This is a genomic window from Micromonospora sp. NPDC050200 (assembly GCF_040656135.1).
GTDB lineage: Bacteria > Actinomycetota > Actinomycetes > Mycobacteriales > Micromonosporaceae > Micromonospora.
The window spans coordinates 18,913-41,014 of the sequence record NZ_JBFALG010000046.1; the positions used below are offsets into that span (position 1 = coordinate 18,913).

Here is a 22,102-nt window from a genome sequence, read left to right on the forward strand (position 1 = left end):
AGCTTTGCCAACAGTCGTTGGCATAACTGTCGCTGACCGCGATCCCGAAGTCAACAGGTGTTGGCCTACACTTGTAGGCATGAGGAGATCGGCAGAAGTCACCAAGGCGGCCATCCTGGCCGCCGCCCGCGAGCGCTTCGCCACCGACGGGTACGAGAAGGCCACCATCAGAGCTATCGCCACCGACGCCAACATCGATCCCTCGATGGTGATGCGCTACTTCGGCAACAAGGACAGGCTCTTCGCCGCCGCGGCCGAGTTCGACCTGGACCTGCCCGATCTGAACGCGATTCCGCGAGACCAGGTGGGCACCGCCCTGGTCAGGCATTTCCTGACTCGCTGGCAAGCCGACGACGCCCTGCAGATTCTTTTGCGCACGGGAGTGACCAACGAAGCCGCAGCCGAGAGGACCCGTGTCGTCTTCGCTGCCCAGCTCGCACCGCTCATCATCCATCTGGTCGGCGACCCTGGCCAGGCGCCGACCAGGGCGGCGCTGGTGGCCTCCCAGATGCTCGGGATGGCGCTGTGCCGCTACATTCTGAGATTCCCACCGGCGGTGGCCATGTCCGACGACGAGGTCATCGCCTGGATGTCTCCAACCATCCAGAACTACCTCACTGGCGAACGCCCCGACCCTCATTAAGGGACGTCTCGTAACCCCGGCGTCTGTCCGCCGAGGCCGATCACCGAGGATGCGTGGGTGCAGGTGATCAACGCGAGGCACCCGGAGTGGATCTTCCCGTTCACCGGGCTCACGCCCACCCAGTTCGGCAAGCTGGTCCGCCTGGTCGCCGAACGCGGTGGAGAAAAGCCGACCGGCTCACACCAGCAGTACAGCAGCGAAGTACAGCAACCGTGCCAGCCGCACCGCACCGGGACGAGCGTGAGCAGCCCATGTAACCTCGAAAGACGCTCCAGCCAACCGGCCCGCCGAGAGTTCATACCGAAGAGGTCACTGGTTCGATCCCAGTATCGCCCACCGTAAGAAACAGCAGGTGAGAGGCCGGTTGGAGTGATCTCCAGCCGGCCTCTCTGCTACCCCCCCCGCCGGAGATCATGAGTCGCCTGTGAGTCGCGGCCGTCGCGGCCTCGGCAGCGGGGTGACTCCACGCTCGGCCAGCTGGGCGCGGTAGCCGATCTCGAAGCCCTGCTCGATGCCGTCCTCGCGGGCCCGCTGCAGCCTCACCCCGGACGGGCCGGTGGCGGCGTCCACACTGGTCTGCCGGATTCCGGCGGGCGCTGGCTGGCTGGCCTGCGAGGCGTACGTGTGGCCGCCCGCCCGGCACGGCGACGCGGGCCCCGGCCGTGCACCGCCCCGGCTGGACAGTTGCTCCATCGCGCTGGTCAGCTCCGTCAGCCGGTCCAGGATCTTGCGCCGCTCGTCGGCCGCCTCCCCGCGCACGCGGCGCTCGGCCTGGCCCACCATCCACGTGATGGCCCAGCCGCAGCCGCCGATGACGATCCCTGCCGCGAGGATGGCGTACATGCCGGTCGCGAGTGCGACGCCGAAGTAGTGCTGGTAGCCGCTGGCCATTTCGGCGACGATGCGGTGGCGAGTTGCCCTGCCATGCCCGGCACCGGATCCCGATCAACCGTGGCCACTGGCCGCACGGAGAAGCCGAGTGAACGACGACCAGGAGCAGGCCATCCTCGCGTACACGTCCGAGGACTCGATGGCATGTGCGTCGGCTGCCGCGCATGGTGGTCGCGGCTGACGCCGTACCCGTGCTGGCAGGTGGAATGGGCGACCAGCCGGCAGGCCCGAACGATCACCACTCGGTTCCTTGGTAATGTGCGGTGACCACCCACGGCCCGGTCATGCCGAATGCCCTCGCCGGGCATCGCCCTGTGCCCCGGAGGTTGCCCCGACCACGCTGTAAGGCCGGGGCAGAACGCGGCGCCGGTTCCAGGCGTCATTTCCGGCGGATGCTACTTTTCATCGTCTGGAGATTGGGTTTCGAGCAATCCAGCCTTCGCCATATCGCGCGGGTCCCACGACGCATCTCGTCAGACGCCTGACCATGACCGCCGGTTTCCTGGCATGCTCTTGTCCCCATCGCCTTTCAGCTCCGGGTAAGCCATCAGACCCAAGAACCTGCCTCCAAGTTCCTCTCAGCTGAGCTGGGGATACAACAGAGCGCCTCGCGGCGCACCAACGGCAGTACTCCGGCACCGCCGGACGAATCGAGAACTGTCAGCTCGGCGTGTTCCTCGCCTACGCCAGCAGCAACGGACGCGCCCTGATCGACCGCGTGCTCTACCTGCCGCAACGCTGGTGTGACGACCCGGCGCGACGCGCCGAGGCCGGAATCGGCGAGCACGTGCAGTTCGCGACCGCAGGTCAGCGAGGCCAACGGTCATTATCACCGACGATCTTGAGCCAAGTCGGGTTCCCCAGCGACCCGGGCAGCGCACCTCCGGCGACTACGCCAGGGCCTGCCGCGCTCTGGGGGTGCTGCAGTCGATGGGCCGGGTCGGTTCCGCGCTGGACAACGCCGCCGCGGAGGCGTTCAACTCCACGATCAAGGTGGAGTACATCCACCGGCAACGCTTCCGGACCCGGGCCGAAGCCCGAACCAAGATCTCTACCTGGATCGTGGACTTCTACAACGTCAGACGCCGCCACAGCGCCTGTGATGGCATGCCACCCATCGACTACGAACTTTTTCGGCCGAGGCTCGGGGAGCCGAAGCCGCTTAACGAAGTACTCCACGATTCCGGGGATTGACATTCTGTCCGTCTGAGATGGCCCGTTACTCAGACGCCGTCCGCAGCCTCCAGGTGCAGTGCTGCACCGATGGCGAGCGCATCCTCGTGGTACACGACATCATCAGCATGGTTGAACGCTGAGTGCCCGGAGACGTTCGCGCCAAGGTAGACCATGGCGCCCGGCCAGCGCTGCAGGAAGTACGAGAAGTCCTCGGTCACCATCGACGGCCTTGTCATGGGCTTGAGCATCGCCCCAAGATCTGTGGAGGATAGGCGGGTGGTCAGCCGGTCGATGTAGTCCGCGTCGTTGATGACTGCGGGATAGCCCTCGTGAAGGACGAGGCTGGCATCCAGCCCGAGCCGCTCTGCGACGACGGTAACCAGGTCCCGCATTCCGGCGATCAGCGCTGCCCGATGGTCTGGGCTGAGCGTGCGGATCGTCCCCCGAAGTCGGCCTTTGGCGGGGATCACATTGACAGTGTTGCCCATCAGGCACTCAGTGACTGTCGCGACAACGTGCTCGTCAACGCCGAGTTCTGCAACGAGCGACCGGAGGCCGGTCGTGAAGTCCGCCGCCGCCTCGATCGGATTGCCCGCCAGGTGCGGCTGGCTCGCATGACCGCCGGGCCCGGTCACATCGACAGCAAACCAGTCCCCAATTGCCATGAACGGACCGGGTCGGTGCAAAATTGCACCCACCGGCTCGAGGGCATGGACGTGAATCGCGAAGGCGGTGGCGGGGCTGTCGATCTGGAGGTTGTCATGCCGCAGCGTCCCTAGCGCGCCACGGTCGGACTCCTCTCCTGGCTGAAACGCAAGGACCGCGTCGCGGCGCGGCGGGTGCACGGTCATGACGCTGGCAGCACCGAGGAGCATCGCCATGTGAAGGTCATGGCCGCAGGCGTGCATCGCGTCGGGGATGGTGGAGCGGAACTCCACATCGCTCCGCTCCTCGACCGGAAGGGCGTCCATGTCCGCGCGGAGCACCGAGACCACCCCGTCGGGTGCCGAACCGGGTATTGCAACAGTGAGGCCGGCCCCGTCGTGTCGCTCCACGCCCAGGCCGAGCCCCGTGAGCACGCCCTCGAGGTAGTCATGCGTCCGCGGCAGGTCGAGCCCGATCTCGGGGTGCCGGTGGAGGTGTCGGCGGTGCCCGGACATCCACCCCTGCAGCGCCCTTGCCTGTTCGAGTCGGCCGCTCATGTCGCGCTCTTGACTGGCAGCGCCGGTGCGGCGAAGTCAGGCGGCAGTTGGGCGCCGGCGACGAGTGTGCTGCGGCTGGCGACCTCGACCGACCAGGCGACGGCCTCATCCAGCCCAGACCCGTGGGCGAGGGCTACCGCGAGCGCACCGCAGAAGGCGTCACCGGCACCGCTGGTGTCAACCGGCTTCACGGTCGGCGCCGGGTGGTGCCGTCGTGGCTGGTCCGGTTCGTACACGACCGCGCCCTCGCCACCCAGCGTGACGACGATGGTGCCGGTGAAGGCGAGTCGCTCAACACACCGGTCGACCTCGATCAGGCTGGTCGGCTCGGAAAGACCAGCAAGTTGGCCGAGTTCCTTCCTGTTGGGGACGAGGATGTCAGCGCGGCTGAGTAATCCCGCAAGAACCGTCGGGGTCGCCACCATCGGGGCAGGGTTGAGCACAAAGGTCTCGCTGGTTGGCAGCGCCGTGGCTGCGGCCTCGAGCGCCTCGACCGGCACCTCGAGCTGGGCGATCGTGACGGACGCATGCCGTTCACGGACCTGGTCTCGTACCCATCCCGGGTCGAGGGCTGCGTTGGCGCCCGGGTGCACGGCGATCAGGTTTTCCCCCGTCTTATCGACGAGGACGATCGCCACACCGGTCTCCGCCGCGCCTTTTACCTCAACGCCGCTCACCTGGACGCGTCGTTGCCGGAGATTGTCGAGGTAGCGCCGGCCGTCCGCATCGCCACCGACGACACCGATCAACTCGACGTCGCCCCCAAGGGTGGCCACGGCGACCGCCTGATTGCCGCCCTTGCCCCCGAAGGCTTGGGCCCGGCCGCTGGTGAGGATCGTTTCTCCCGGAACGGGAAGAGTAGCCACCCGCAGAGTGAGGTCAACGTTGAGGGAACCGATCACCCTGATCCGGCCGGGCTCCGCGGTGACCGGATCATTCATGACTGCCTCCCGAGCCGATCGACGCTCTTGAGAACGAGATCCCAGTAGCGCTCGGCATCGAGGGTGATCGCAACCTTGGCGTTGGGCGCCTGCTCCCGATACCGTCCGTGGAGGTCGACCACGGTCGTGCCGCGCGTCCACTTTCCCTCGAGCTCGACCGCCACGAACGCTTCACGCCATCCGATGACGTCACGGTCGATGAGTGCCGCAACGGTGCATGGGTCGTGCACCGGGGGCGCGTCGAACTCCCAGATCCGGTTGTAGGAAGCTCCGAAGAACCCCATCCATGCAGCACAGGTTTGACCGACCGTGTGATGCATCGCGGCCATCCGCTCGACGACGGCGGGAGCCGCGAGGGCCTGGTGCGTGAGGTTGAGACCGACCATCCGGACCGGCAGGCCGGACTGCAGGACGACGTCAAGAGCCTCCGGATCGGCGTATGTGTTGAACTCTGCCGTCGGCGTATGGTTGCCCCGCTCGGTCGAGCCGCCCATGAAGATGATTTCGCGGATGCCCTCCTTCGACTCCGGCGAGTCCAACAGCAGCTGTGCGACGTTGGTGATCGGGCCGGTTGCGACGACGGTGACCGGCTCCGAGCTCTTCTCGATGACCCGCCGCATCATCGCGGGTGCCGGCTCCTCCACGATGTCGAAGGCCGGGGCCGGCATCGGTGGCCCGTCGAGTCCGCTTGCGCCATGCACGTAGTTGCCCAGAGTCGATAGCCCGCTCAGCGCTCCTGCCGCTCCCCGCGCAACCGGGACGTCGGTCGCGCCAGCGAGCGTGAGGATCTGCAGGGCGTTGCGGGTGGCGTCCTCGACCGAGCAGTTACCAAAGGTCGTCGTGACGGCGCGCAGGTCGATGGCATCGGAGCCGACGGCCAAGAGCAGGGCGACGGCGTCGTCGTGCCCGGGGTCACAGTCGATGATGACCGGCTTGCCGGCCATCACGCGTTCCTGCCAGCGCCAAGCCACCGCAGCATGGCACCAACGACAGGCGCGAAGCCCTCCCACGTGAGGAACTCGGCGGGGCACCAGTGCGGGCCGATGTCGGAGGTCCACACGAGCGAGCGGCCCTTGCCGACCTGCCTTGTGGCGATCAGGACGTCGTTGCCGACCGTTGCAACGACCTCGGCATCCGGCTTCGCCGTTACGACGTTGTAGCCGAGAAGCTCCGGAGCGGTGCCGGCCCACACCTTGGCAATCTCATGCTCCGGGGCAACCACCACGCAGGCGGAACCTTCGGGAGTTTCGGCACGGTCGTCGCCGATCAGCATGTCGACCGGGAGAACTTCAGCGATCGGGCTGCGGGCGAAGTTGGCCCGCGCCTGGAAGCCTTGGAAGCTGAGGTAGCCTCCGGCCATCATGAGCCCGCCGCCGGCCCTGGTCCACTCGGCCAGGCTAACGAGCGGGTTGTCGCTCTTCTGGCCCTGCAGCCAGGTCTGGTTCGGCAGGACGAACGAGTTGTAACCGATGTCCGACAGAATCACCACGTCGTACGCCGAGAGTGCCTCGACGGTGCGCGGGAACTTCTCCGGCACGTCGTGGGCATAAATCTGCTCGATGCTGATGCCCTCCTTGGCGGCAGCCGCGATGAAGTCGTCGGCGCCGGTGTGGAAGGTTGTCGACGAAAAGCTATCGAAGCCCTTGAAATGGACGGACTGCGAGATCCAGCTCTCGCCAGCGAGCAGCACCCGTGCCATGTCAGTTCTCCCTTTGATCAGTGGTGGTGAAGAGCGCCCGTGGATTCTCCACGAGCAACTTGTCGATTTCGCGCTGGGTCATCCCGAGGCGGAGCAGCCTCGGGACGAAGTACTGGAGGATGTGGGCGTAGCCCGGGCCGCCATAGTGGCGCAGGAGCGACTTGAGGAAGATGTCCTGCGAAACGAGCAGCTGACCGAGGTGGCCCCGCTCCGCAAGCCGGCACAGCCAGATGGCGTTCTCTTCATCGGACGGGCACTGGACATCCTGGTCCGCGTAGAAGACCTCCATCCCGATCATGTCGTACTGGACGTGGACTCCCCGGCGCAGCAGATGCTCCTGGTAGGCAAGGTCGTCGCCGGACGGCCCCATGTGGCAGAGGACGAGGTGCCTCGGATCGACGTCGTGCTCCTCGGCGATGTCGAGGACCTCGTCGGCGCGGCGGAACCACGCTGGCAGGTGCACCTGAATCGGCAGGCCGGTGTGTCGCTGGGCGATCAAGGCCCCACGGAGGCTTGCCCGCTCAGCAGGCGTGAACTCGCTCCCGACGCCGATCTCCCCGATGATCCCCGGACGGATGCCGTCCTCGCCCTCGAGCACGTCATGAACGATGATCTCGGCGATGCGCTCCGCCGGCAGACCCTTGACATCCGAAGGCTGGGCGCCGTCGAGGTAGAACCCCGTCCCGGCGATGATCGTCACCCCAGTCTGTTCACTGACCCTCTTTAGGCGGGCCAGATCGCGACCCAGCCCGAGGCCCGTGGTCTCGATGATCGTGGAACCGCCCTGGGCGGCATAACGTGCTACTTCGGCGATCGCGAGCGCCTCGTCGTCCAGGCGGCAGTTGTCCCGGTTCGCGAATGGGTCGTGCTTGAGGTCCCATAAAAGGTCCATGGTCACCGGTCGGCTGGCGAGATCTTCCGCATCCCATCCACGTGAGCGGGTCGGGTGCCCCCAGGAGGAGACGTCGTTGAAGATGTGCTCGTGAGTGAGGGTGACACCGAGCTCGGTGCTGTCCACCGGTCCGCAGACAGACATGACCTTCGTCATCGGCGCGATCCCACGAGCCGGCTGAACAGCTTGCTGTTGAGGAAGATTGCGACGACGAGGATGGCGCCCTGCACGATCGGCACCCAGTACACGTTGACCTGGAGCAGCACCAGACCGTTGCTGATGATGCCGAGGGTGAGGGCGCCGATCGCGGACCCGATGACCGAGCCACGGCCGCCCATGAGACTCGTTCCTCCGAGAACGACTGCGGTGATGACCTCGAGCTCGAACATGGTGCCCGAGTTCGACGACCCGCTGGCGAGCCGTGTTGCCGTGATGATCCCAGCCACCGACGCGAGGACTCCGGTGATCACCAGAGCGGCCATCTGGATGCGTCGGATATCGACACCGGAACGGCGCAGGGACTCTGCGTTCGAGCCGACGGCCACGATGTAGCGGCCAAAGCGAGTGTGGGTGAAGACGTACCACGCGATCGCGATTGCACCGATGGCGATCCAGGTCGGGGTGTAAAGACCGAGAAGCTTTCCGTTGCCGAGTGGGAGCAGGAAGGTCGAGTCGATGGGCGTGCTGTAGCCCTGGGTGATGAGTAGGGCGATGCCGCGGACAGCGGTTAGGGCCGCGAGAGTGACGATGAAGGACTGGAGCCTGCCGAACGCGGTGAGAGCGCCATTGATGACGCCGATTGCTGCGCCGATCGCAAGTGTGAGCACCAGAGCGACGACAGGGTTGCCGCTCTGGGCGAAGAGTGCAAGCGCTGACGCGGTGAGCCCGACGATCGAGCCGACTGACAGATCGATGGCACCAGTCGTGATGACGTAGGTCATCCCCATGGCGACTACAACTGTTGGTGCGATTTGCCGGGCAACATTGACAAGGTTATCGGCGGTCAGGAAAGCGTCGGCGCGCGCGCTGAAGAATACGAACAGCGCGACGAATACCACGGATATCGACAACAGTCCCAAGTGGCGGCCAACGAACTCGATACGTGACCCCCTCAAGAAGCGTGTGGGCCGGGCGGCGGTCGTGATCACTGGTTCACTTTCCCATCATCGCGTTTACGAGCTGTGCAAGATCACTCTTCGAGGGCTGAAGTTCCTGATGGATGACACCCTCGTAGAGAACGACGAAGCGGTCGGCGACCTCGAAGAGGTCTTGGAGCCGGTGCGTAATAAGCACGACGCTCACCCCGCGCTTGGAGACGTCTCCGATCAACTGGAGGACCATCTCGACCTCTTTGGCCGCGAGAGCGGCGGTTGGTTCGTCGAGTACGAGGACCTTCGGGTCGAACGTCACCGCTCGGGCGATGGCGATCGCCTGCCGCTGGCCGCCGGACATCTTGCCGACTTCCTGCCGGGTATTGGTGATCCGGATGTGGAGCTTCTTGAGTTCCTCGGCCGCCTCACGGTGCATCTGATCGCTAGCGAGGCGCCGCGTAACAGGGTGGTATTTCTCGCGGCCGAGGAATAGGTTTGCCGTGACATCGAGGTGGTCGCAAAGCGCCAGATCCTGGTAGACCATCTCGATCCCATGAGCACGGGCGACGCGGGGACCCGCGCCCGTCATCTCCGCGCCATCGATGAGGATCTGACCACCGTCCGGGGTCTCAGCACCGGCCAGCATCTTCATCAGCGTCGACTTGCCCGCGCCGTTGTCTCCCACCAGACCCACGACTTCGCCGGGGGCGATTTGCAGGTCGACCCCCTTCAGCACCTCGAGCGCGCCATACGACTTGTTGATCCCGCGCATGTGTACCCGCGGTGGACCATCATGAGCGGTGCGGCCGTGCGTCGTTGCGATCTCAGTCATCAGGGGGTCGGCCTTCCATCAAATTGGTTGCTGCGAATCAGGGAAAGATCGCCTTGTAGGTCTCGACGTTGTCCTTGGTCACGATCGTGATCGGGACATCAATGAAGCCCTTGGGGGTGGCACCTCCGAGGATCGCTTTCAGCTCGTTGACAGCCTCGACGCCCTCTTGCCTGGGGTTCTGCTGGACAACCGCCGTGACAACACCGCTGTCGATCCCCGCGATGACCTCCTTGGTGAGGTCCCAGCCGATAATCTTCGTCTTGCTCGATGCGCCGAGCGCGCTCGTGGCACCCACCGTGGCCGGCTCGCCTGTCGTGTAGACAAAGTCAAGGTTCGGTACGGCCGTAACGAGATTCTGAGCTGCCGTCGCAGCCTTCTCCTGCACGTTGTCGCCACTGACGCTCTGGGTGTAAACAGCCCCGCCGGCATCGGCAGCCTTGCGGAAGCTGTCCTCACGCTGATTCTGGATGAAGGAGTTCTTCGCGTCGACGACACCATATTTCTTGCCCTTGACAAGACCGTGCTGGATCGCCCAGTCAGCCGCCTCCTTTCCGGCCTTCTCGTTGTCGACGCCCACGAACGTCTCGACCGAGCCTTCTTCAAGCTTGGCGTCGATGGCGACCACCTTGATGCCCTTGTTGCGGGCGGCCTTCACTGCCGGCAACACCCCGTTGACGTCGATGGCGACGACGATGATGCCGCTGACACCCTGCGTGACGAAGTTCTCGATGTCGCTGCTCTGCTTGGCCGAGTCGTTGTTGGCGTTGGCGATGTTCAACTCGCATCCCGCCGACTTGGCCGCTTCCTGGGCACCCTCGTTCATCTGGGTGAAGAACGCCGCGGTCTGGTTGATCTGAGTCATCCCGATCACGCACTTGCCGCCAGCCGCGGTTTGTCCGCCGGACGAAGCCGCTGGCTCGTTCCCCGTGCTGCACGCGCCCGTGAGCAGTAGTGCCCCGGCCGTGGACATGGTGAGCGCAAGTCGGCCGAGAGACGCTCTCTCGTATGTCATGAGGCCTCCAACGAGGATCTGGGTAATCGATTGCCGGTGTGCGTAAGATACTCGCGACGACACGGTCCGCCAGTCACGTTTTGGTAACGGACGCTGGTCGACGAGGAGGAACCTTGGCAGTGGGCGCTGACCGGATAGATCCACTAGCACAACTTTCTGCCCAGCACGTGACCATGGCCGATGTCGCCGCCCGCGCGGGAGTATCGACGGCGACCGTGTCGAGAGTGCTAAGCGGATCGCGGCCCGTCGCAGAAGACTTGAGACGTCTGGTCCTCGGCGCCGCACGCGATCTTGGCTACAAGGTGAACCTCGTCGGCCGGGCGCTCAGGAAGGGCCGAACGTCGACCCTGGGGCTGCTCGTTCCTGACCTGGACAACCCCTTCTTCTCGTCCCTGGCGCAGCACCTGTCACGCACGTTCGACGGGTCGGGCATCGATGTATTGGTGTTCAGCGCAGACGACGATCTACGGATCGAGAGACGGGGCATCGAGTCCTTCCTGGGCCGGCAGGTCGACACGCTCGTCATCATCCCGTGCCATGAGTCCGAGAGCTCTGTAAGCGTCGCTCTCGCCGCCGAGTCCACGCTGACAATCCAGCTCGACCGCAGAGTCTCCGATGTCGACGTTCACTTCGTCGGCTGCGACAACCACGAGGGAATGCGGCTCGTAGAAGGCCACGTGAGCGCCTGCGTCGACCAGAAGCGCCAGCCCGTTGTCTACGTGGGCGCGTCGACCGAGTCATCCTCCGGTCACGAGCGACTCGAGGGGTTTCGGTCGCATTTCGGGGAGCACCCTACCTACCTCGGCACCTTCGACTTCGGCTGGGGCCAAGACGCAGCACAGCGGCTACTTGCCGACGGGTTTAGATCTGCGACTGTCGTTACAGCCGCAGACATCATCGGCCTCGGTTTGCTTGGCCGTCTGCAGTCACTCGGCCATCGCGTACCAGAGGACTTCCGGGTTATCGGCTTCGACGGGATCGGGGTTGCTCGCCTGGCTCATCCCACCCTGACCACGGTTCGCCAGCCCGTAGAGGAGATCGGGCGTACGATACTCAATCTCATCAACACCGCTACATCGGCAGACCGGCACACACTGGTGCGGATTGCGCCTGAACTGGTCATCGGCGAATCGAGCCCGGCATGACCTGCACTCGCGAGTTCCGGGGTAACTGCTCAGCCGGTTTGGGGTATCCAGGTCTGTCCGTTGTGGAGGCGGGTGAGGGCTTCCAGAGCGTTGATGCCCTGTTTACGCGGGGTGGACAGGTAGCTGCGGATCGCGCAGAACGTCTCGGCGCCGGCCCAGGTGCATAGCCCGCCGCTGATCTTCTGCCGGAGTTTGACCATGCGGAGGTCCCGTTCGGCGCAGGGCCCCGGAGTAGTCCGCGGATGTCCTCTTTGGCCTGATCTTGGCTGGTGCCCGGTGTAGGGCGAGAACGGCACCTGTGGATTATGGAGTTGTCTAGTGCTCTGACCGGGAAGGTTCGCCGGGTTGGTGGTCGCGACGGTTGGATGTGCGGTGACGTCCGATCCGATCGCTGGAGGCGCGGTGGCTGAGCCTGTCCGTGTACGCAGACTGACCGACCAGGAGGGGCAGAAGCTGCAGCAGATCGTGCGCCGGGGTAGCACGAGTTCGGTGCGCTACCGGCGCGCGATGATGCTGCTCGCCTCGGCGGGTGGGAACCGGGTGCCGGTGATCGCCCAGCTGGTCCAGGCCGACGAGGACACCGTGCGCGATGTGATCCACCGCTTCAACGAGATCGGCCTGACCTGCCTGGACCCTCAGTGGGCGGGAGGCCGTCCCCGCCTACTCAGTCGTGACGACGAGGACTTCGTCATCCGGACGGCCACCACTCGCCCCAGCAAGCTCGGCCAGCCCTTCACCCGCTGGTCGATCCGCAAACTCGCCGCCTACCTGCGGAAAGTGCACGGACGTGTCATCCGCATCGGCCGTGAAGCCTTACGGTGCCTGCTCCGGCGCCGCGGCATCACCTTCCAGCGCACCAAGACCAGGAAGGAGTCACCCGACCCTGATCGCGACGCCAAGCTCGACCGGATCGAGCAGGTGCTGGAACGCTTCCCGGACCGGGCTTTCGCCTTCGACGAGTTCGGGCCCCTGGGGATCCGGCCCACCGCAGGCTCCTGCTGGGCGAAGCAGGGCAAGCCAAACCGGCTGCCGGCGACCTACCGCCGCACCCATGGCGTCACCTACTTCCACGGCTGCTACTCCGTGGGCGACGACCGCCTGTGGGGCGTCAACCGCCGCCGCAAGGGCACCGCCAACACCCTGGCCGCGCTCAAGTTGATCCGCGCCGCCCGACCCGACGGCGCCCCGATCTACATCATCCTGGACAACCTCTCCGCCCACACCGGCGTGGACATCCGCCGCTGGGCGAAGAAGAACAAGGTCGAGCTGTGCTTCACCCCGACCTACGCTTCCTGGGCCAACCCGATCGAGACCCACTTCGGCCCGCTGCGGCAGTTCACCCTGGCCAACTCCCACCACCGCAGCCACCCCGCGCAAACCCAGGCACTGCACCGCTACCTGCGCTGGCGCAACACCAACGCCCGCCACCCCGACGTACTCGCCGCCCAACGCAAGGAACGCGCCCGCATCCGCAGCGAGAAGGGCATCCGCTGGGGCGGACGCCCCCTCAACACCGCAGCCTGACCAACCGCGAACCGCAGCTCCCGAACGCCGAAGGGGCAAGTTCAGGAGAAGGACAGCGACAGAAGGATGACTCAGGAGGCGGACGGCTCGATCTCCCCCGCGAAGACGATGACCTGGTCGATGAGGCTCCGTCGCAGATGGACGACGTCCGTTCCCGCCAGGCGGGGGCCTCCATCAGGCGTGGTGAAGAGCCACTGGTACCGGGCCCATTCGTCAGGCATGTCCACCGCTGAGCAGCGCACCATCGTGCCGGTCCCCGCCGGGTGGCGCCGGATGTCCAGCACGAACCGCTCGACCGCCGCGATTCCTTCGCTGCGACCCAACGGTCCCCAGAAGACCACGTCTGAGGTCAGGGCCTGGGAGAGCAGGGCAGTCACATAGCTGTCGTCCGAGGCGTTGAACGCGGAGATGAACGTGTCGATCGCGGAGCGTGCGGTCTCTTCCTGCATGCCCTAGTAATACCAGCCGTTTCGCGTGCGCTCGTCCCACGAGCCGCCTTCCGATCACGGTGAACCATCCCGGTCACAGCACTAGGCTTCAAGATCCGCAAGGGGTGCCGTGCTCGCCGTGTCATCATCGCTCATGGTCTCGGCGGGTCGCGCCGCGGCTGTCTCCGCGGCACCTGGGTCGACCACTTCCGACGGGCTGCTCGACCGGTTGGCGGGGGTGACTGACCCTCGTGACCCGCGTGGCGTGCGGTACGCGTTGGCGACCCTGCTCGCGATTGGTGTCTGCGCGATGAGCGCGGTCGGCCATAACTCTCTGACCGCGATCGCGGAGTGGGTTCGCCGTTGTGACCAGCGGGAACTTCGCCGGCTGGGCTGCCCGTTCAATCCGTTCACGGGCCGCTACCGGGTCCCGGACGAGCGGACCCTGCGCGACGCCTACAGCAGAGTTGATCCGACTGATCTGACCGCCGTCGGATTCGGGTACCTGGCCACCCTCGCCAGACCCGGACCCGCCCCGCTGACGCCGGACGGTGTGGTGGAGCGGGAGCAACGCCGTGCTCACCGCGCCGTCACAGCCGACCCGCCGCGCCGCGCCGCCATCGCCGTGGACGGCAAGTGTCTTCGCGGCGCCAAACGCCCCGACGGCAGCCAGATGTTCATCTTGTCCGCCGTGCGTCACGCCGACGCGGTCACTGTCGCGGCCCGCCAGATCGGCGCGAAGACCAACGAGATTCCCGAGGTCGTCACCGTGGATGATCTGCTGTTCCCCCACGCCCGCCAGGTCGTGCGGATCCGCCGCCGACGCCGCCAGCCGGGCACGAAGAAGTGGACCCCCGAGGTTGTCTACGCAATCACGGACCTGCCCACCCACCAGGCCTGACCCAAAGAAATCGCCGCCTGGGCCCGCGAACACTGGACCATCGAGAACAGCGTCCACTGGATCCGCGACGTCACTTTCGGCGAAGACGCCAGCCACACCCGCACCCACCACACCCCCGCCGTCAGGGCCGCCCTCCGCGACATCATCCGCAGCACGTTCCGCCTCACCGGCTGGGCCAACACCGCCAGCGCCCGCCGCGCCCACACCACCCCCGCAGCCGCCCTCACCCCCTCCACCGCATCCCATGATCAAAACGGACAATCACGGAACACTCCGGGGCCCTGACTCCCACCACATGACGAGCGCGAGCCCCCAAGGGGCGCGACCCGACCGGGTGAAGATCGGGACCACCGGGTGAAGATCACGACGCCAGCTCGTAAAGACCCTCTATTGCCCGGTTTCTCCCGTCAAGGGCGCAGCGACGCTGCGTGCGGCGCGCCGGACCGGCTCGGTTCCCGAGGCCGGTTCTTGCCATTGGCGCCAACCGGCCTGCCCGCGACCTTCCACCGAGCGGTACCGAATGTCATCGTCAGTCGCTGGCCGGCCCCTTCCTGATTCACCCCCTGTTCGCCGAGGAGTTTCATTCATGCGTTCTCAACGTTGGCGGCTGCGAGCAGCGGTCACCGGCGCGGTGGTACTCGCGCTGGTGGCCGCGACCGGGCCGGCCGGCACGGCGGCACCTCCGCCGACCGTGCCAGCCTCGACCGCGTTAGCGAGCCCGGCCGGGGCGGCGTCCGCCGGCGAATCGCCGCTGCCGGCGACCAACACCCCGCTCGCCGGTGCGATCAAGGTCACCCTGGTCACCGGTGACGTGGTGTCCTACCTGCCCGGTGCCAACGGTGGTGCGCCGCAGGTGGAGGTGGCCGCGGCACCCCGGGCCGGCGGCCGGTCGGTGTCGTTCACACACCTGCGCGAGGGTGACGCGTTCTACGTCTTCCCGTCCGACGCGCGCGGGCTCATCGGCGCAGGGCGGTTGGAACGCGGTCTGTTCGACGTGGCGTACCTGGTGAAGAACGGCTACGCCGACGACGCATCGAAAGAACTCCCACTCATCGTGCAGTACCCGAAGTCCACCCGGGACGCGAAGGTACTGTCCACCAAGACCGACGCACTCCCGGCGACCGCCACACCGAAGGCCCTGCCAGCGGTGAGTTCCGCCGCGGTAAAGGTCACCAAGACGCAGGCCGCCCGGTTCTGGGCGTCAGTCGACTCCCCGAACCCTGCCGGCAGGGCGGCTGCGTCCACGCTGGACGCCGGGGTGTCAAAGATCTGGCTGGACCACAGGACCAAGGCCCTGCTCGACCAGAGCGTGCCGCAGATCGGCGCGCCGGAGGCGTGGGAGGCCGGCTTCGACGGCACCGGCGTCACGATCGCCGTGCTCGACACCGGCATCGACGACACCCACCCCGACCTGACCAGCAAGGTCCTCGACTCGAAGAGCTTCATCGACGGCGAAGCGGTCAAGGACGGTCACGGCCACGGCACCCACGTGGCGTCGACGATCGTCGGCTCCGGCGCGGCGTCCGGCGGGAAGTACAAGGGTGTCGCCCCAGGCGCGGAGCTGATCGTCGGCAAGGTTCTCCGCAACGACGGCTACGGCTCCGACTCGGCGACCATCGCCGGCATGCAGTGGGCCGCCCGGTCCGGCGCCAAGATCGTCAGCATCAGCATCGGCGGCGCGGTCACCGACGGCACCGACCCGGTTTCCCAGGCCGTCAACGAACTGTCCGCGCAGTACGGCACCCTGTTCGTGATCGCCGCCGGAAACTACGGGGGCTTCCAGCAGATCAACACACCCGGCGCCGCCGACGCGGCGCTGACCGTCGCGGCGGTCGACAAGCAGGACCAGATGGCGAGCTTCTCCAGCCGCGGCCCCCGGCCCGGAGACTACGGCCTCAAGCCCGACATCGCCGCCCCCGGTGTGAACATCACCGCCGCGAAGGCCGACGGCACCGCCCTCGGCCCGATCGTCGACGACAAGTACACGACCATCTCGGGCACCTCGATGGCCACCCCACACGTCTCGGGCGCCGCGGCGATCCTCGCCCAGGAACACCCGGACTGGACCGGGCAGAAAATCAAGCAGGTACTCACCAGCACCAGCAAGGACCTCGGCCACGGCGCCTACTCCCAGGGCGCCGGCCGGGTCGACGTCGCCCGGGCGACCGCCCAGCAGGTGTACGCGACCGGCAACGTCGACTTCGGGCTGCTCACCTATCCGCAGACCGGCCCGGCCAGCAGGACGCTGAGTTACGCCAACGACGGCGATGCACCGGTCACCCTCGACCTGTCCACCACGCTCGTCACCAAGGCCGGCCCTGCCCCCGCCGGCGCACTCACCGTCACCCCGTCGACCGTGACCGTCCCGGCCCACGGCACCGCCGAGGTCACCGTCACGCTCGACGCCACCAAGGGCGATTTGACGACCTACCAGGGCTCGGTGCACACCACCGGTACCGCCCCTGCCACCGGCGGTGACATCCAGGTGACCACCGCGGTCGGCGGGTTCAAGGAACCCAAGACGGTGAACCTCTCGGTCAACGTGATCAACCCGCCGGGCGCCACCGACGTCACCTATGGCGGATTCCTCGCGCTGCGGCTCGACGACCAGCCCGAGTTCACCCCCCTGGGTCTGTCCGACCCGGTGCAGAGCCACACCGGCGAACTGGTGGCGGGGATGTACAGCATCGGCACCGACGTGACCTGGCGGGACGCCGACGGCGAGTTCAACCACGCGGTGGTCACCAACCCCACAGTCGACGCCACCAAGGATGTCTCGGTCACCTTCGACCTACGCAAGGCGCAGCGGGTGACGGTCAAGACTCCCAAGCCCTCCGTGCCCTACCAGATGGCGCTGGGGTACCGGGACGTCACCGAGAACAGCCGGTTCGAGCTGGAGCAGTACTACAACCAGCCCTACGGCGAGACCCGCCTGTGGACACTGCCGACCGGCCAGGCCACCCGGGGCAGTTTCACCTCCTACACCCAGTTCCTGTCGGGCGTCGACCCGGTCACGATGACCCTCCACGGCGCCGGCCACACCAGGCTGACACCGCATTACCAGATCGCCGACGCGGAGATACCGAAGCTGGACGGGCGGCGTACCCTGCCGCTGGTCTCCGCCGGAGCCGGCCTGCCGGCCGACTTCGAGGGCCTCGACGTCCGTGGCAAGCTGGTTCTCCTCGACCTGTCCGACATCTGCCCGGCAGAGCCCTCCTCGGAGTGGTTCCCCTGCGACACCGACGGCCTGGACCGGGTGGAGAACGCCCAGCGGGCCGGTGCGGCCGGGGTGCTCGGCTACGGTCCGCTCGGCCGGCCGTTCCTCAACCCGACCAGCCGGTACGCGACCGAGCAGTGGTGGCCGCTCTACCCGATCCCGACGATGAACCTCGCCGCGGGCGAGGGCCGGATGCTCGCCGACATGCTGGCGAAGGGCCCGGTCAGCCTCGACGTCAACGCCACCGCGTCGACGCCCTACGTGTACCCGCTGACGTTCGTCGGGCACGACCGGATGCCGGGTGGGGCGCACGCGGTGACCGATCGGGAGCTGTACCGGATCGACAACCGGCTGCACGCCGACGCACCCGGTATTGCCGCAGTGTCGTTCCAGCCGATCCTCGCCGGCCCGAAGCTGCTCCGACAGAACCGGCTCGACGTGACGGCGCCCGGCACCCTGACCTCCTACGTGGGGCCGGCGCAGAGGGACCTGGTCTGGCTGGACAACGCCGAGTTCGTCTACGAGACCGGCTACCGAGGCTGGTCACAGGGCTACACCGATGCCGTCGCGCGGTCAGGTTCGACCGTCCGCGACTGGGGCGAGCAGCCGATGGTGCCTGGTTCGATCCGGGTCGACCCGGCCACGGCCGACTACCTCTGGCAGATGTGCATGTCCTGCCGCAACGGCAACATGCTCAGCATCCAGCACGCGCTGAGCAACAACGGCGCCGGCGGAGGTCAGCTGGCCTGGGCCCGGGACCCCGACGGAAAGCTGAGCACCGAGCTGCACCTGTACAAGGACGACGGCACCGAGATCCCGGTGCAGGAGGGGCTCTGGTTCTACTTCCTCTTCGGGTACTTCAGCCCCTACGCCATGCTGCCGGCCGAGCAGACGAACCTGCGGATGACCGAGCGGTACCAGACCCCGCGTGCCGAGCAGGTCTACGCCCGCGAAGTCCAGACCGAGCGGACGTTCACCTCGCAACGGCGTGACGACGGGTTCACCACCGTCCCGCCGGCAGGGGTGGGCATTCACTGCAGCGGCTGGTTCGTGCACACCCCGGTCGACGACGAGGACGGCTGGGCCGATCCGATCCTCGACCCGTGCCAGGCGACCGACGAGCTGTACCTCGGGTACGACTTCGACCTGGACCTGGACAACACCCTGCCCGCCGGCACCCGGCGCCAGGTGACGGTCACCGGGTACCACAGCCCGTACCTGACCGGGCCGGAGCCGACGCTGAAGAGCCTGAAGCTGTGGCTCAGCTTCGACGACGGCAAGCACTGGAAGCAGATCACCACCCAGGCGGCCCGCGACGGCGCGTACACCGCGACGTTCGACCACCCGGCACTGTCCAAGACCACCGGCGCGGTCAGCGTCCGCGCCGAGGGTGTCGACTCCGCCGGCAACACCGTCACCCAGACCATCACCCGGGCCTACGGCCTGAAGGCCGGAGAACACCACGCGGGCCAGTACCGCGGCACGGGAGCAGCCGCGATCTAGCATCCACTCACCCTCTGGGGTGGCGGACACACCGTCCGCCACCCCAGACCCATGCTCCCGTCCGATGTCACGGGAAAACCGGCGGCTCACCCGTCCTCCGTCGGTGATGATCGACGGGTGCTACGCATCCTCGGTCTGTCGCCGGTGGAGCAGGGCCTCTACGAAGCGTTGGTTGCCCACCCACCGGTGACCCACGCCGAACTCACCCGGCTCGCGGCCGACCACGCCTGGACCGACCACACCGGACCAGCACTCGCCCGACTCCGACAACTGGACCTGGTCACCCTGACCAGCACGGACCCGCCGCGGTATGCCGTCACCCCGCCGCAGACCGCACTGGGAGCCCTCGTCGGCGCACGCAGCCAGGAGCTGACCCAGGTCCACCAACGCATGCTCACGCTGAGCACGCAGTTCCACCAGGTTCACGGCACCACGGCCGACGGCGGTCCGACCGAACCGGTCGAGGTCGTCCACGGCGCCGCCGAGATCGACCGGTACCTCACTCACGTCCTGCGCAGCGCCCGACACGAACTGTGTGTGTGCGACGCACCGCCGTACGCCGCAGAGAACCAGCTGGACCCCAACCAGATCGAGCTGGAACTGCTGCGCGGCGGGATGTCCTGCCGGGTGCTGTACGACCACGGCGCGCTCGACCTGCCCGGCCGGGTCGCGGCCATCTCCCAGACCATCGAGGCCGGTGAGCAGGCCCGGGTCACCGAGACTCCGCTGAAGATGATCCTGAGTGACCGGCCACTCGGGATGCTCCAGCTCGACACCGACACCGCGCCGTCAGACCGGGTGCTGATCGTGCGTGACCCGGTGCTGCTGGCGGCGCTGTTCGCACTCTTCGAACTGTGCTGGGAACGCGCGGTGCCGCTGCGCATCCGCGACGGCAAGGCCGAGGTGAGCCGGCCGGGTGAGTTGCCCGATGTGGACCGCGATCTGCTGTCCCTGCTGGTGTCCGGATTGACCGACCGGGGAATCGCCGACCACCTCGGCTGGTCCGAACGCACCGTGCGTCGTCGGGTGAGCGACATGATGTCCGAACTCGATGCCCGAACCCGGTTCCAGGCCGGCTACCGGGCGGTCGCCCGCGGCTGGCTCACCGCGCGAGGGGAGGGTCACGGTGCCCAGCCCTGACGGCCTTCGACCGGCACCGGACTCAGTCCCGGACTCGGCAGCGGGAACAGCCGCCGACGGACGCGGCACGCTGGCAGCGATCGGGCTGGCCCCGGCCGAGGAGGCGGCCTACGAGTTGCTGGTGGGCCGGCTCCCCACCACCGTCGCCGACCTCACCACGGCCTGGCAACGCCCCGAGCCGCTCGCGGACGTACTCGCCGCGCTGGAGGCCAGGGACCTGGCCAGCCGGGTGCCCGGCCCGCCGGATCTGTACACTGCGGTACCGCCGGACATCGCGATCGAGGCGCTGCTGCTCGCCTACGAGCGGCAGATGCGCGAGGCCCGCCGGCACATCGACGAACTCGCCACGGCCTACCGCGGGCACGCCGCCGGCCGCCGCCCCACGGTGGTCGAGAGGGTGAACGGCCGCAGAGCCGTCGTGCAGCGGCTCATGACACTGCATCGGACCGCCCAGCACGAGCTGCGTTTTCTGGTCCGACCGTCCGACCTCGGTGGTCCGTCCGATTTGGACCCCGGCGTGGTGTTCGAGCCGACGCCGCCGTACGGCCAGGTGATCTGCCGCGCGGTCTACCAGAGCGACTGCCTCGAACTTCCCGGCGCGCGGAGCCGGCTGACCGACCTGGCCGCCGCCGGCGCGCAGGTACGGACGCTGCCGGCGCTGCCCGTCAGCCTCTGCCTGGTTGACGACCGGCTGGCGCTGCTGCAGGTCGAGCCCGAACCCGGCGACGCCCAGCACACCCAGGGCGCAATGGTGGCGTACCCGAGCGGGCTTCTCGTCGCACTCGGCAAACTCTTCGATGCACTGTGGGAGCGCGCCGCGCCGGTGCCGCAGCCTCCGCTCGACCCGGCAGATGCCGGCCAGGGCATTTCGCCGGCCAGCCAGCCGCCCAATGCGTCGGATGTGGATCACAGCGAGACCGAACGCTTACAGCAGCAGCTCGTGGCACTGCTCCTGTCCGGCAGCACGGACGAGGTGATCGCCCGGCAGCTCGGGGTCGGCTACCGCACGCTGGGCCGACGGATCGCCACCCTGATGACCGAACTCGGCGCGCGCAACCGGTTCCAGGCCGGCGTCCAGGCCGCCTTCCGCGACTTCCAGGAGTACCAGGACCCGCGGGGCCACCGCGGCACCTCGGGTCAGGCGTAGATGTCGGCGGCGGTGACGAGCGTGACCGTGGACTCCTCCGCGGCGAAGGCTCGAAGTCGGCCACTGAACCGGCTGCGGGAGAAGAGAAAGCGCTGGACCGGTCCCTTGGTGCCATCGATGCGGGGGATGAGCCGGTCCATGAGATCGGGTTCGTCGAAGTCGGTTTCCCCCACCGTCCACCTGCACACCCGACCACCAAGGGTGTGCCGTGTGCGTCAACTCCGACGACGTCGACCTCGCGCTCCTCGGTCCGCTGCCCCTGCCCGGTGGGCACCTGCCCCCACCACCGCCCGACCAAGCACTCACCCCGGGGAACCGTGTGGAGCACATGCTCCCGGCAGATGTCCTCCCACGCCTGTGACGCGTGGTGGTCGAGCTGCGGGAGCACCCAGTCGCGCAGGTGATCCGCGGACAGGGCGTTGGTGCGTAGTTGTGAACGGGCCGGGTCGACGAACCGGTAGTGGAACCGCAGGAACTGGTCGCAGATCCGGTACGCGATCTTCCTGGCCCGCGGCGATGACGTGATCGGCCGCAGCCGCTCGACCAGCCCGAGTCGCTCCAGCGAGTTAAGGATCTTGGTGACCCGGGTTCGAGGTGGATGCGCTGACTCGGTTCATCCTGTTCCCGCCCGGGGAGCTGCGCCTTCCTCACGGTGGGACGAGGACCCTCCGGCTTTCCCCTCGGGCTTCGCACCCCACCGTTGCCCGCAGCGCACGCC

General features: G+C 67.2%; 18 protein-coding genes and 6 pseudogenes. 11 read left to right on the plus strand and 13 right to left on the minus strand.

All coding sequences use genetic code 11. The features are described 5' to 3' along the window. Window positions 1–79 precede the first annotated feature (79 nt). Together AB0I41_RS25530 and AB0I41_RS25535 are read left to right on the plus strand one after the other, a co-directional pair. Window positions 80–643, plus strand: a complete 564-nt coding sequence (locus tag AB0I41_RS25530; RefSeq protein ID WP_357112389.1) for a TetR family transcriptional regulator — start codon at window positions 80–82, stop codon at window positions 641–643. A 57-nt stretch (window positions 644–700) separates the two neighbouring features. Next, a pseudogene (locus AB0I41_RS25535) lies at window positions 701–808 on the plus strand (IS5/IS1182 family transposase); the annotation flags it as partial. Between the two features lie 246 nt (window positions 809–1,054). Here the strand turns inward: AB0I41_RS25535 and AB0I41_RS25540 are convergent. Further along, window positions 1,055–1,534 carry a hypothetical protein gene (locus AB0I41_RS25540; RefSeq protein ID WP_357112392.1) on the minus strand — a complete coding sequence of 160 codons (480 nt, stop codon included), beginning with the start codon at window positions 1,532–1,534 and terminating at the stop codon, window positions 1,055–1,057. A gap of 10 nt (window positions 1,535–1,544) precedes the next feature. Between AB0I41_RS25540 and AB0I41_RS25545 the strand changes: the two are divergent. The 3 genes and pseudogenes from AB0I41_RS25545 to AB0I41_RS25555 all read left to right on the plus strand — a co-directional run. After that, a pseudogene (locus tag AB0I41_RS25545) lies at window positions 1,545–1,801 on the plus strand (hypothetical protein); the annotation flags it as partial. A gap of 352 nt (window positions 1,802–2,153) precedes the next feature. Beyond that, a pseudogene (locus tag AB0I41_RS25550) lies at window positions 2,154–2,366 on the plus strand (transposase); the annotation flags it as partial. A gap of 86 nt (window positions 2,367–2,452) precedes the next feature. Beyond that, a complete protein-coding gene (locus tag AB0I41_RS25555; RefSeq protein ID WP_357112395.1) occupies window positions 2,453–2,728 on the plus strand; it encodes an integrase core domain-containing protein in 276 nt (91 codons plus the stop codon). A gap of 29 nt (window positions 2,729–2,757) precedes the next feature. Here AB0I41_RS25555 and AB0I41_RS25560 read toward each other — a convergent pair whose 3' ends face one another. From AB0I41_RS25560 to AB0I41_RS25595, 8 genes are read right to left on the minus strand one after another with little or no spacing between them, the layout of a single operon-like run. Then, entirely contained in the window at window positions 2,758–3,912 is a 1,155-nt protein-coding gene (locus AB0I41_RS25560; protein WP_357112399.1) for a M20 family metallopeptidase, read from the minus strand. Continuing rightward, window positions 3,909–4,853: a ribokinase gene (locus AB0I41_RS25565; protein ID WP_357112402.1), complete on the minus strand. Its 945-nt coding sequence runs from the start codon at window positions 4,851–4,853 to the stop codon at window positions 3,909–3,911. The genes AB0I41_RS25560 and AB0I41_RS25565 overlap by 4 nt, the downstream gene beginning before the upstream one ends. Next, complete coding sequence (locus AB0I41_RS25570) at window positions 4,850–5,797, minus strand: nucleoside hydrolase (protein ID WP_357112404.1); 948 nt, start codon at window positions 5,795–5,797, stop codon at window positions 4,850–4,852. Before AB0I41_RS25570 ends, AB0I41_RS25565 begins: the two co-directional genes overlap by 4 nt. Then, a complete protein-coding gene (locus AB0I41_RS25575) occupies window positions 5,797–6,552 on the minus strand; it encodes a glutamine amidotransferase (protein ID WP_357112407.1) in 756 nt (251 codons plus the stop codon). The genes AB0I41_RS25570 and AB0I41_RS25575 overlap by 1 nt, the downstream gene beginning before the upstream one ends. A 1-nt stretch (window position 6,553) precedes the next feature. Continuing rightward, window positions 6,554–7,600 (minus strand): hypothetical protein, encoded by a 1,047-nt coding sequence (locus AB0I41_RS25580; protein ID WP_357112410.1) that lies wholly within the window; start codon window positions 7,598–7,600, stop codon window positions 6,554–6,556. Continuing rightward, a complete protein-coding gene (locus AB0I41_RS25585) occupies window positions 7,597–8,592 on the minus strand; it encodes an ABC transporter permease (protein ID WP_357112412.1) in 996 nt (331 codons plus the stop codon). Before AB0I41_RS25585 ends, AB0I41_RS25580 begins: the two co-directional genes overlap by 4 nt. A gap of 4 nt (window positions 8,593–8,596) precedes the next feature. Continuing rightward, window positions 8,597–9,367, minus strand: a complete 771-nt coding sequence (locus AB0I41_RS25590) for an ATP-binding cassette domain-containing protein (protein WP_357112415.1) — start codon at window positions 9,365–9,367, stop codon at window positions 8,597–8,599. 37 nt (window positions 9,368–9,404) lie between these two features. Next, window positions 9,405–10,379 (minus strand): substrate-binding domain-containing protein, encoded by a 975-nt coding sequence (locus tag AB0I41_RS25595; RefSeq protein ID WP_357112417.1) that lies wholly within the window; start codon window positions 10,377–10,379, stop codon window positions 9,405–9,407. Between the two features lie 173 nt (window positions 10,380–10,552). Here AB0I41_RS25595 and AB0I41_RS25600 point away from each other — a divergent pair, with 173 nt between their 5' ends. Beyond that, the gene (locus tag AB0I41_RS25600) at window positions 10,553–11,524 is read left to right on the plus strand and encodes a LacI family DNA-binding transcriptional regulator (protein ID WP_357112419.1); all 972 of its coding nucleotides are present in this window, start codon (window positions 10,553–10,555) and stop codon (window positions 11,522–11,524) included. Between the two features lie 29 nt (window positions 11,525–11,553). Here the strand turns inward: AB0I41_RS25600 and AB0I41_RS25605 are convergent. Continuing rightward, window positions 11,554–11,742 (minus strand): annotated as a pseudogene (locus AB0I41_RS25605) (IS66 family transposase); the annotation flags it as partial. A gap of 184 nt (window positions 11,743–11,926) precedes the next feature. Between AB0I41_RS25605 and AB0I41_RS25610 the strand changes: the two are divergent. After that, on the plus strand, window positions 11,927–13,048 hold the full coding sequence (locus AB0I41_RS25610) for an IS630 family transposase (RefSeq protein WP_357112423.1): 1,122 nt from the start codon (window positions 11,927–11,929) through the stop codon (window positions 13,046–13,048). Between the two features lie 71 nt (window positions 13,049–13,119). Here the strand turns inward: AB0I41_RS25610 and AB0I41_RS25615 are convergent, their stop codons facing one another. After that, window positions 13,120–13,497, minus strand: a complete 378-nt coding sequence (locus tag AB0I41_RS25615; RefSeq protein WP_357112426.1) for a nuclear transport factor 2 family protein — start codon at window positions 13,495–13,497, stop codon at window positions 13,120–13,122. A gap of 133 nt (window positions 13,498–13,630) precedes the next feature. Here AB0I41_RS25615 and AB0I41_RS25620 point away from each other — a divergent pair. The 4 genes and pseudogenes from AB0I41_RS25620 (at window position 13,631) to AB0I41_RS25635 (ending at window position 21,384) form a co-directional block, all read left to right on the plus strand. Then, a pseudogene (locus tag AB0I41_RS25620) lies at window positions 13,631–14,662 on the plus strand (transposase family protein). A gap of 301 nt (window positions 14,663–14,963) precedes the next feature. Continuing rightward, window positions 14,964–19,097, plus strand: coding sequence for a S8 family serine peptidase (locus tag AB0I41_RS25625; protein WP_357112429.1), 4,134 nt, complete (start codon window positions 14,964–14,966; stop codon window positions 19,095–19,097). Window positions 19,098–19,214: 117 nt separating this feature from the next. Next, window positions 19,215–20,237, plus strand: coding sequence for a LuxR C-terminal-related transcriptional regulator (locus tag AB0I41_RS25630; RefSeq protein ID WP_357112432.1), 1,023 nt, complete (start codon window positions 19,215–19,217; stop codon window positions 20,235–20,237). After that, entirely contained in the window at window positions 20,224–21,384 is a 1,161-nt protein-coding gene (locus tag AB0I41_RS25635) for a helix-turn-helix domain-containing protein (protein WP_357112435.1), read from the plus strand. The genes AB0I41_RS25630 and AB0I41_RS25635 overlap by 14 nt, the downstream gene beginning before the upstream one ends. On the opposite strand, the gene AB0I41_RS25640 is transcribed toward AB0I41_RS25635, so the two are convergent. Both AB0I41_RS25640 and AB0I41_RS25645 read right to left on the minus strand, forming a co-directional pair. Continuing rightward, window positions 21,375–21,557, minus strand: a complete 183-nt coding sequence (locus AB0I41_RS25640) for a hypothetical protein (protein ID WP_357112437.1) — start codon at window positions 21,555–21,557, stop codon at window positions 21,375–21,377. The two genes, AB0I41_RS25635 and AB0I41_RS25640, sit on opposite strands and share 10 nt — an antisense overlap. Before the next feature lie 41 nt (window positions 21,558–21,598). Next, window positions 21,599–21,958: pseudogene (locus AB0I41_RS25645) on the minus strand (DUF234 domain-containing protein); the annotation flags it as partial. Window positions 21,959–22,102: the final 144 nt, after the last annotated feature.

What these genes read in the sequence shown, in the direction of transcription:
- AB0I41_RS25590 (WP_357112415.1), bottom strand. Translation starts at nt 9,367, where the DNA reads ATGACTGAGATCGCAACGACGCACGGCCGCACCGCTCATGATGGTCCA.
- AB0I41_RS25565 (WP_357112402.1), bottom strand. Translation starts at nt 4,853, where the DNA reads ATGAATGATCCGGTCACCGCGGAGCCCGGCCGGATCAGGGTGATCGGT.
- AB0I41_RS25600 (WP_357112419.1), top strand. Translation starts at nt 10,553, where the DNA reads ATGGCCGATGTCGCCGCCCGCGCGGGAGTATCGACGGCGACCGTGTCG.
- AB0I41_RS25595 (WP_357112417.1), bottom strand. Translation starts at nt 10,379, where the DNA reads ATGACATACGAGAGAGCGTCTCTCGGCCGACTTGCGCTCACCATGTCC.
- AB0I41_RS25530 (WP_357112389.1), top strand. Translation starts at nt 80, where the DNA reads ATGAGGAGATCGGCAGAAGTCACCAAGGCGGCCATCCTGGCCGCCGCC.
- AB0I41_RS25580 (WP_357112410.1), bottom strand. Translation starts at nt 7,600, where the DNA reads ATGACGAAGGTCATGTCTGTCTGCGGACCGGTGGACAGCACCGAGCTC.
- AB0I41_RS25540 (WP_357112392.1), bottom strand. Translation starts at nt 1,534, where the DNA reads ATGGCCAGCGGCTACCAGCACTACTTCGGCGTCGCACTCGCGACCGGC.
- AB0I41_RS25560 (WP_357112399.1), bottom strand. Translation starts at nt 3,912, where the DNA reads ATGAGCGGCCGACTCGAACAGGCAAGGGCGCTGCAGGGGTGGATGTCC.
- AB0I41_RS25625 (WP_357112429.1), top strand. Translation starts at nt 14,964, where the DNA reads ATGCGTTCTCAACGTTGGCGGCTGCGAGCAGCGGTCACCGGCGCGGTG.
- AB0I41_RS25570 (WP_357112404.1), bottom strand. Translation starts at nt 5,797, where the DNA reads ATGGCCGGCAAGCCGGTCATCATCGACTGTGACCCCGGGCACGACGAC.
- AB0I41_RS25615 (WP_357112426.1), bottom strand. Translation starts at nt 13,497, where the DNA reads ATGCAGGAAGAGACCGCACGCTCCGCGATCGACACGTTCATCTCCGCG.
- AB0I41_RS25575 (WP_357112407.1), bottom strand. Translation starts at nt 6,552, where the DNA reads ATGGCACGGGTGCTGCTCGCTGGCGAGAGCTGGATCTCGCAGTCCGTC.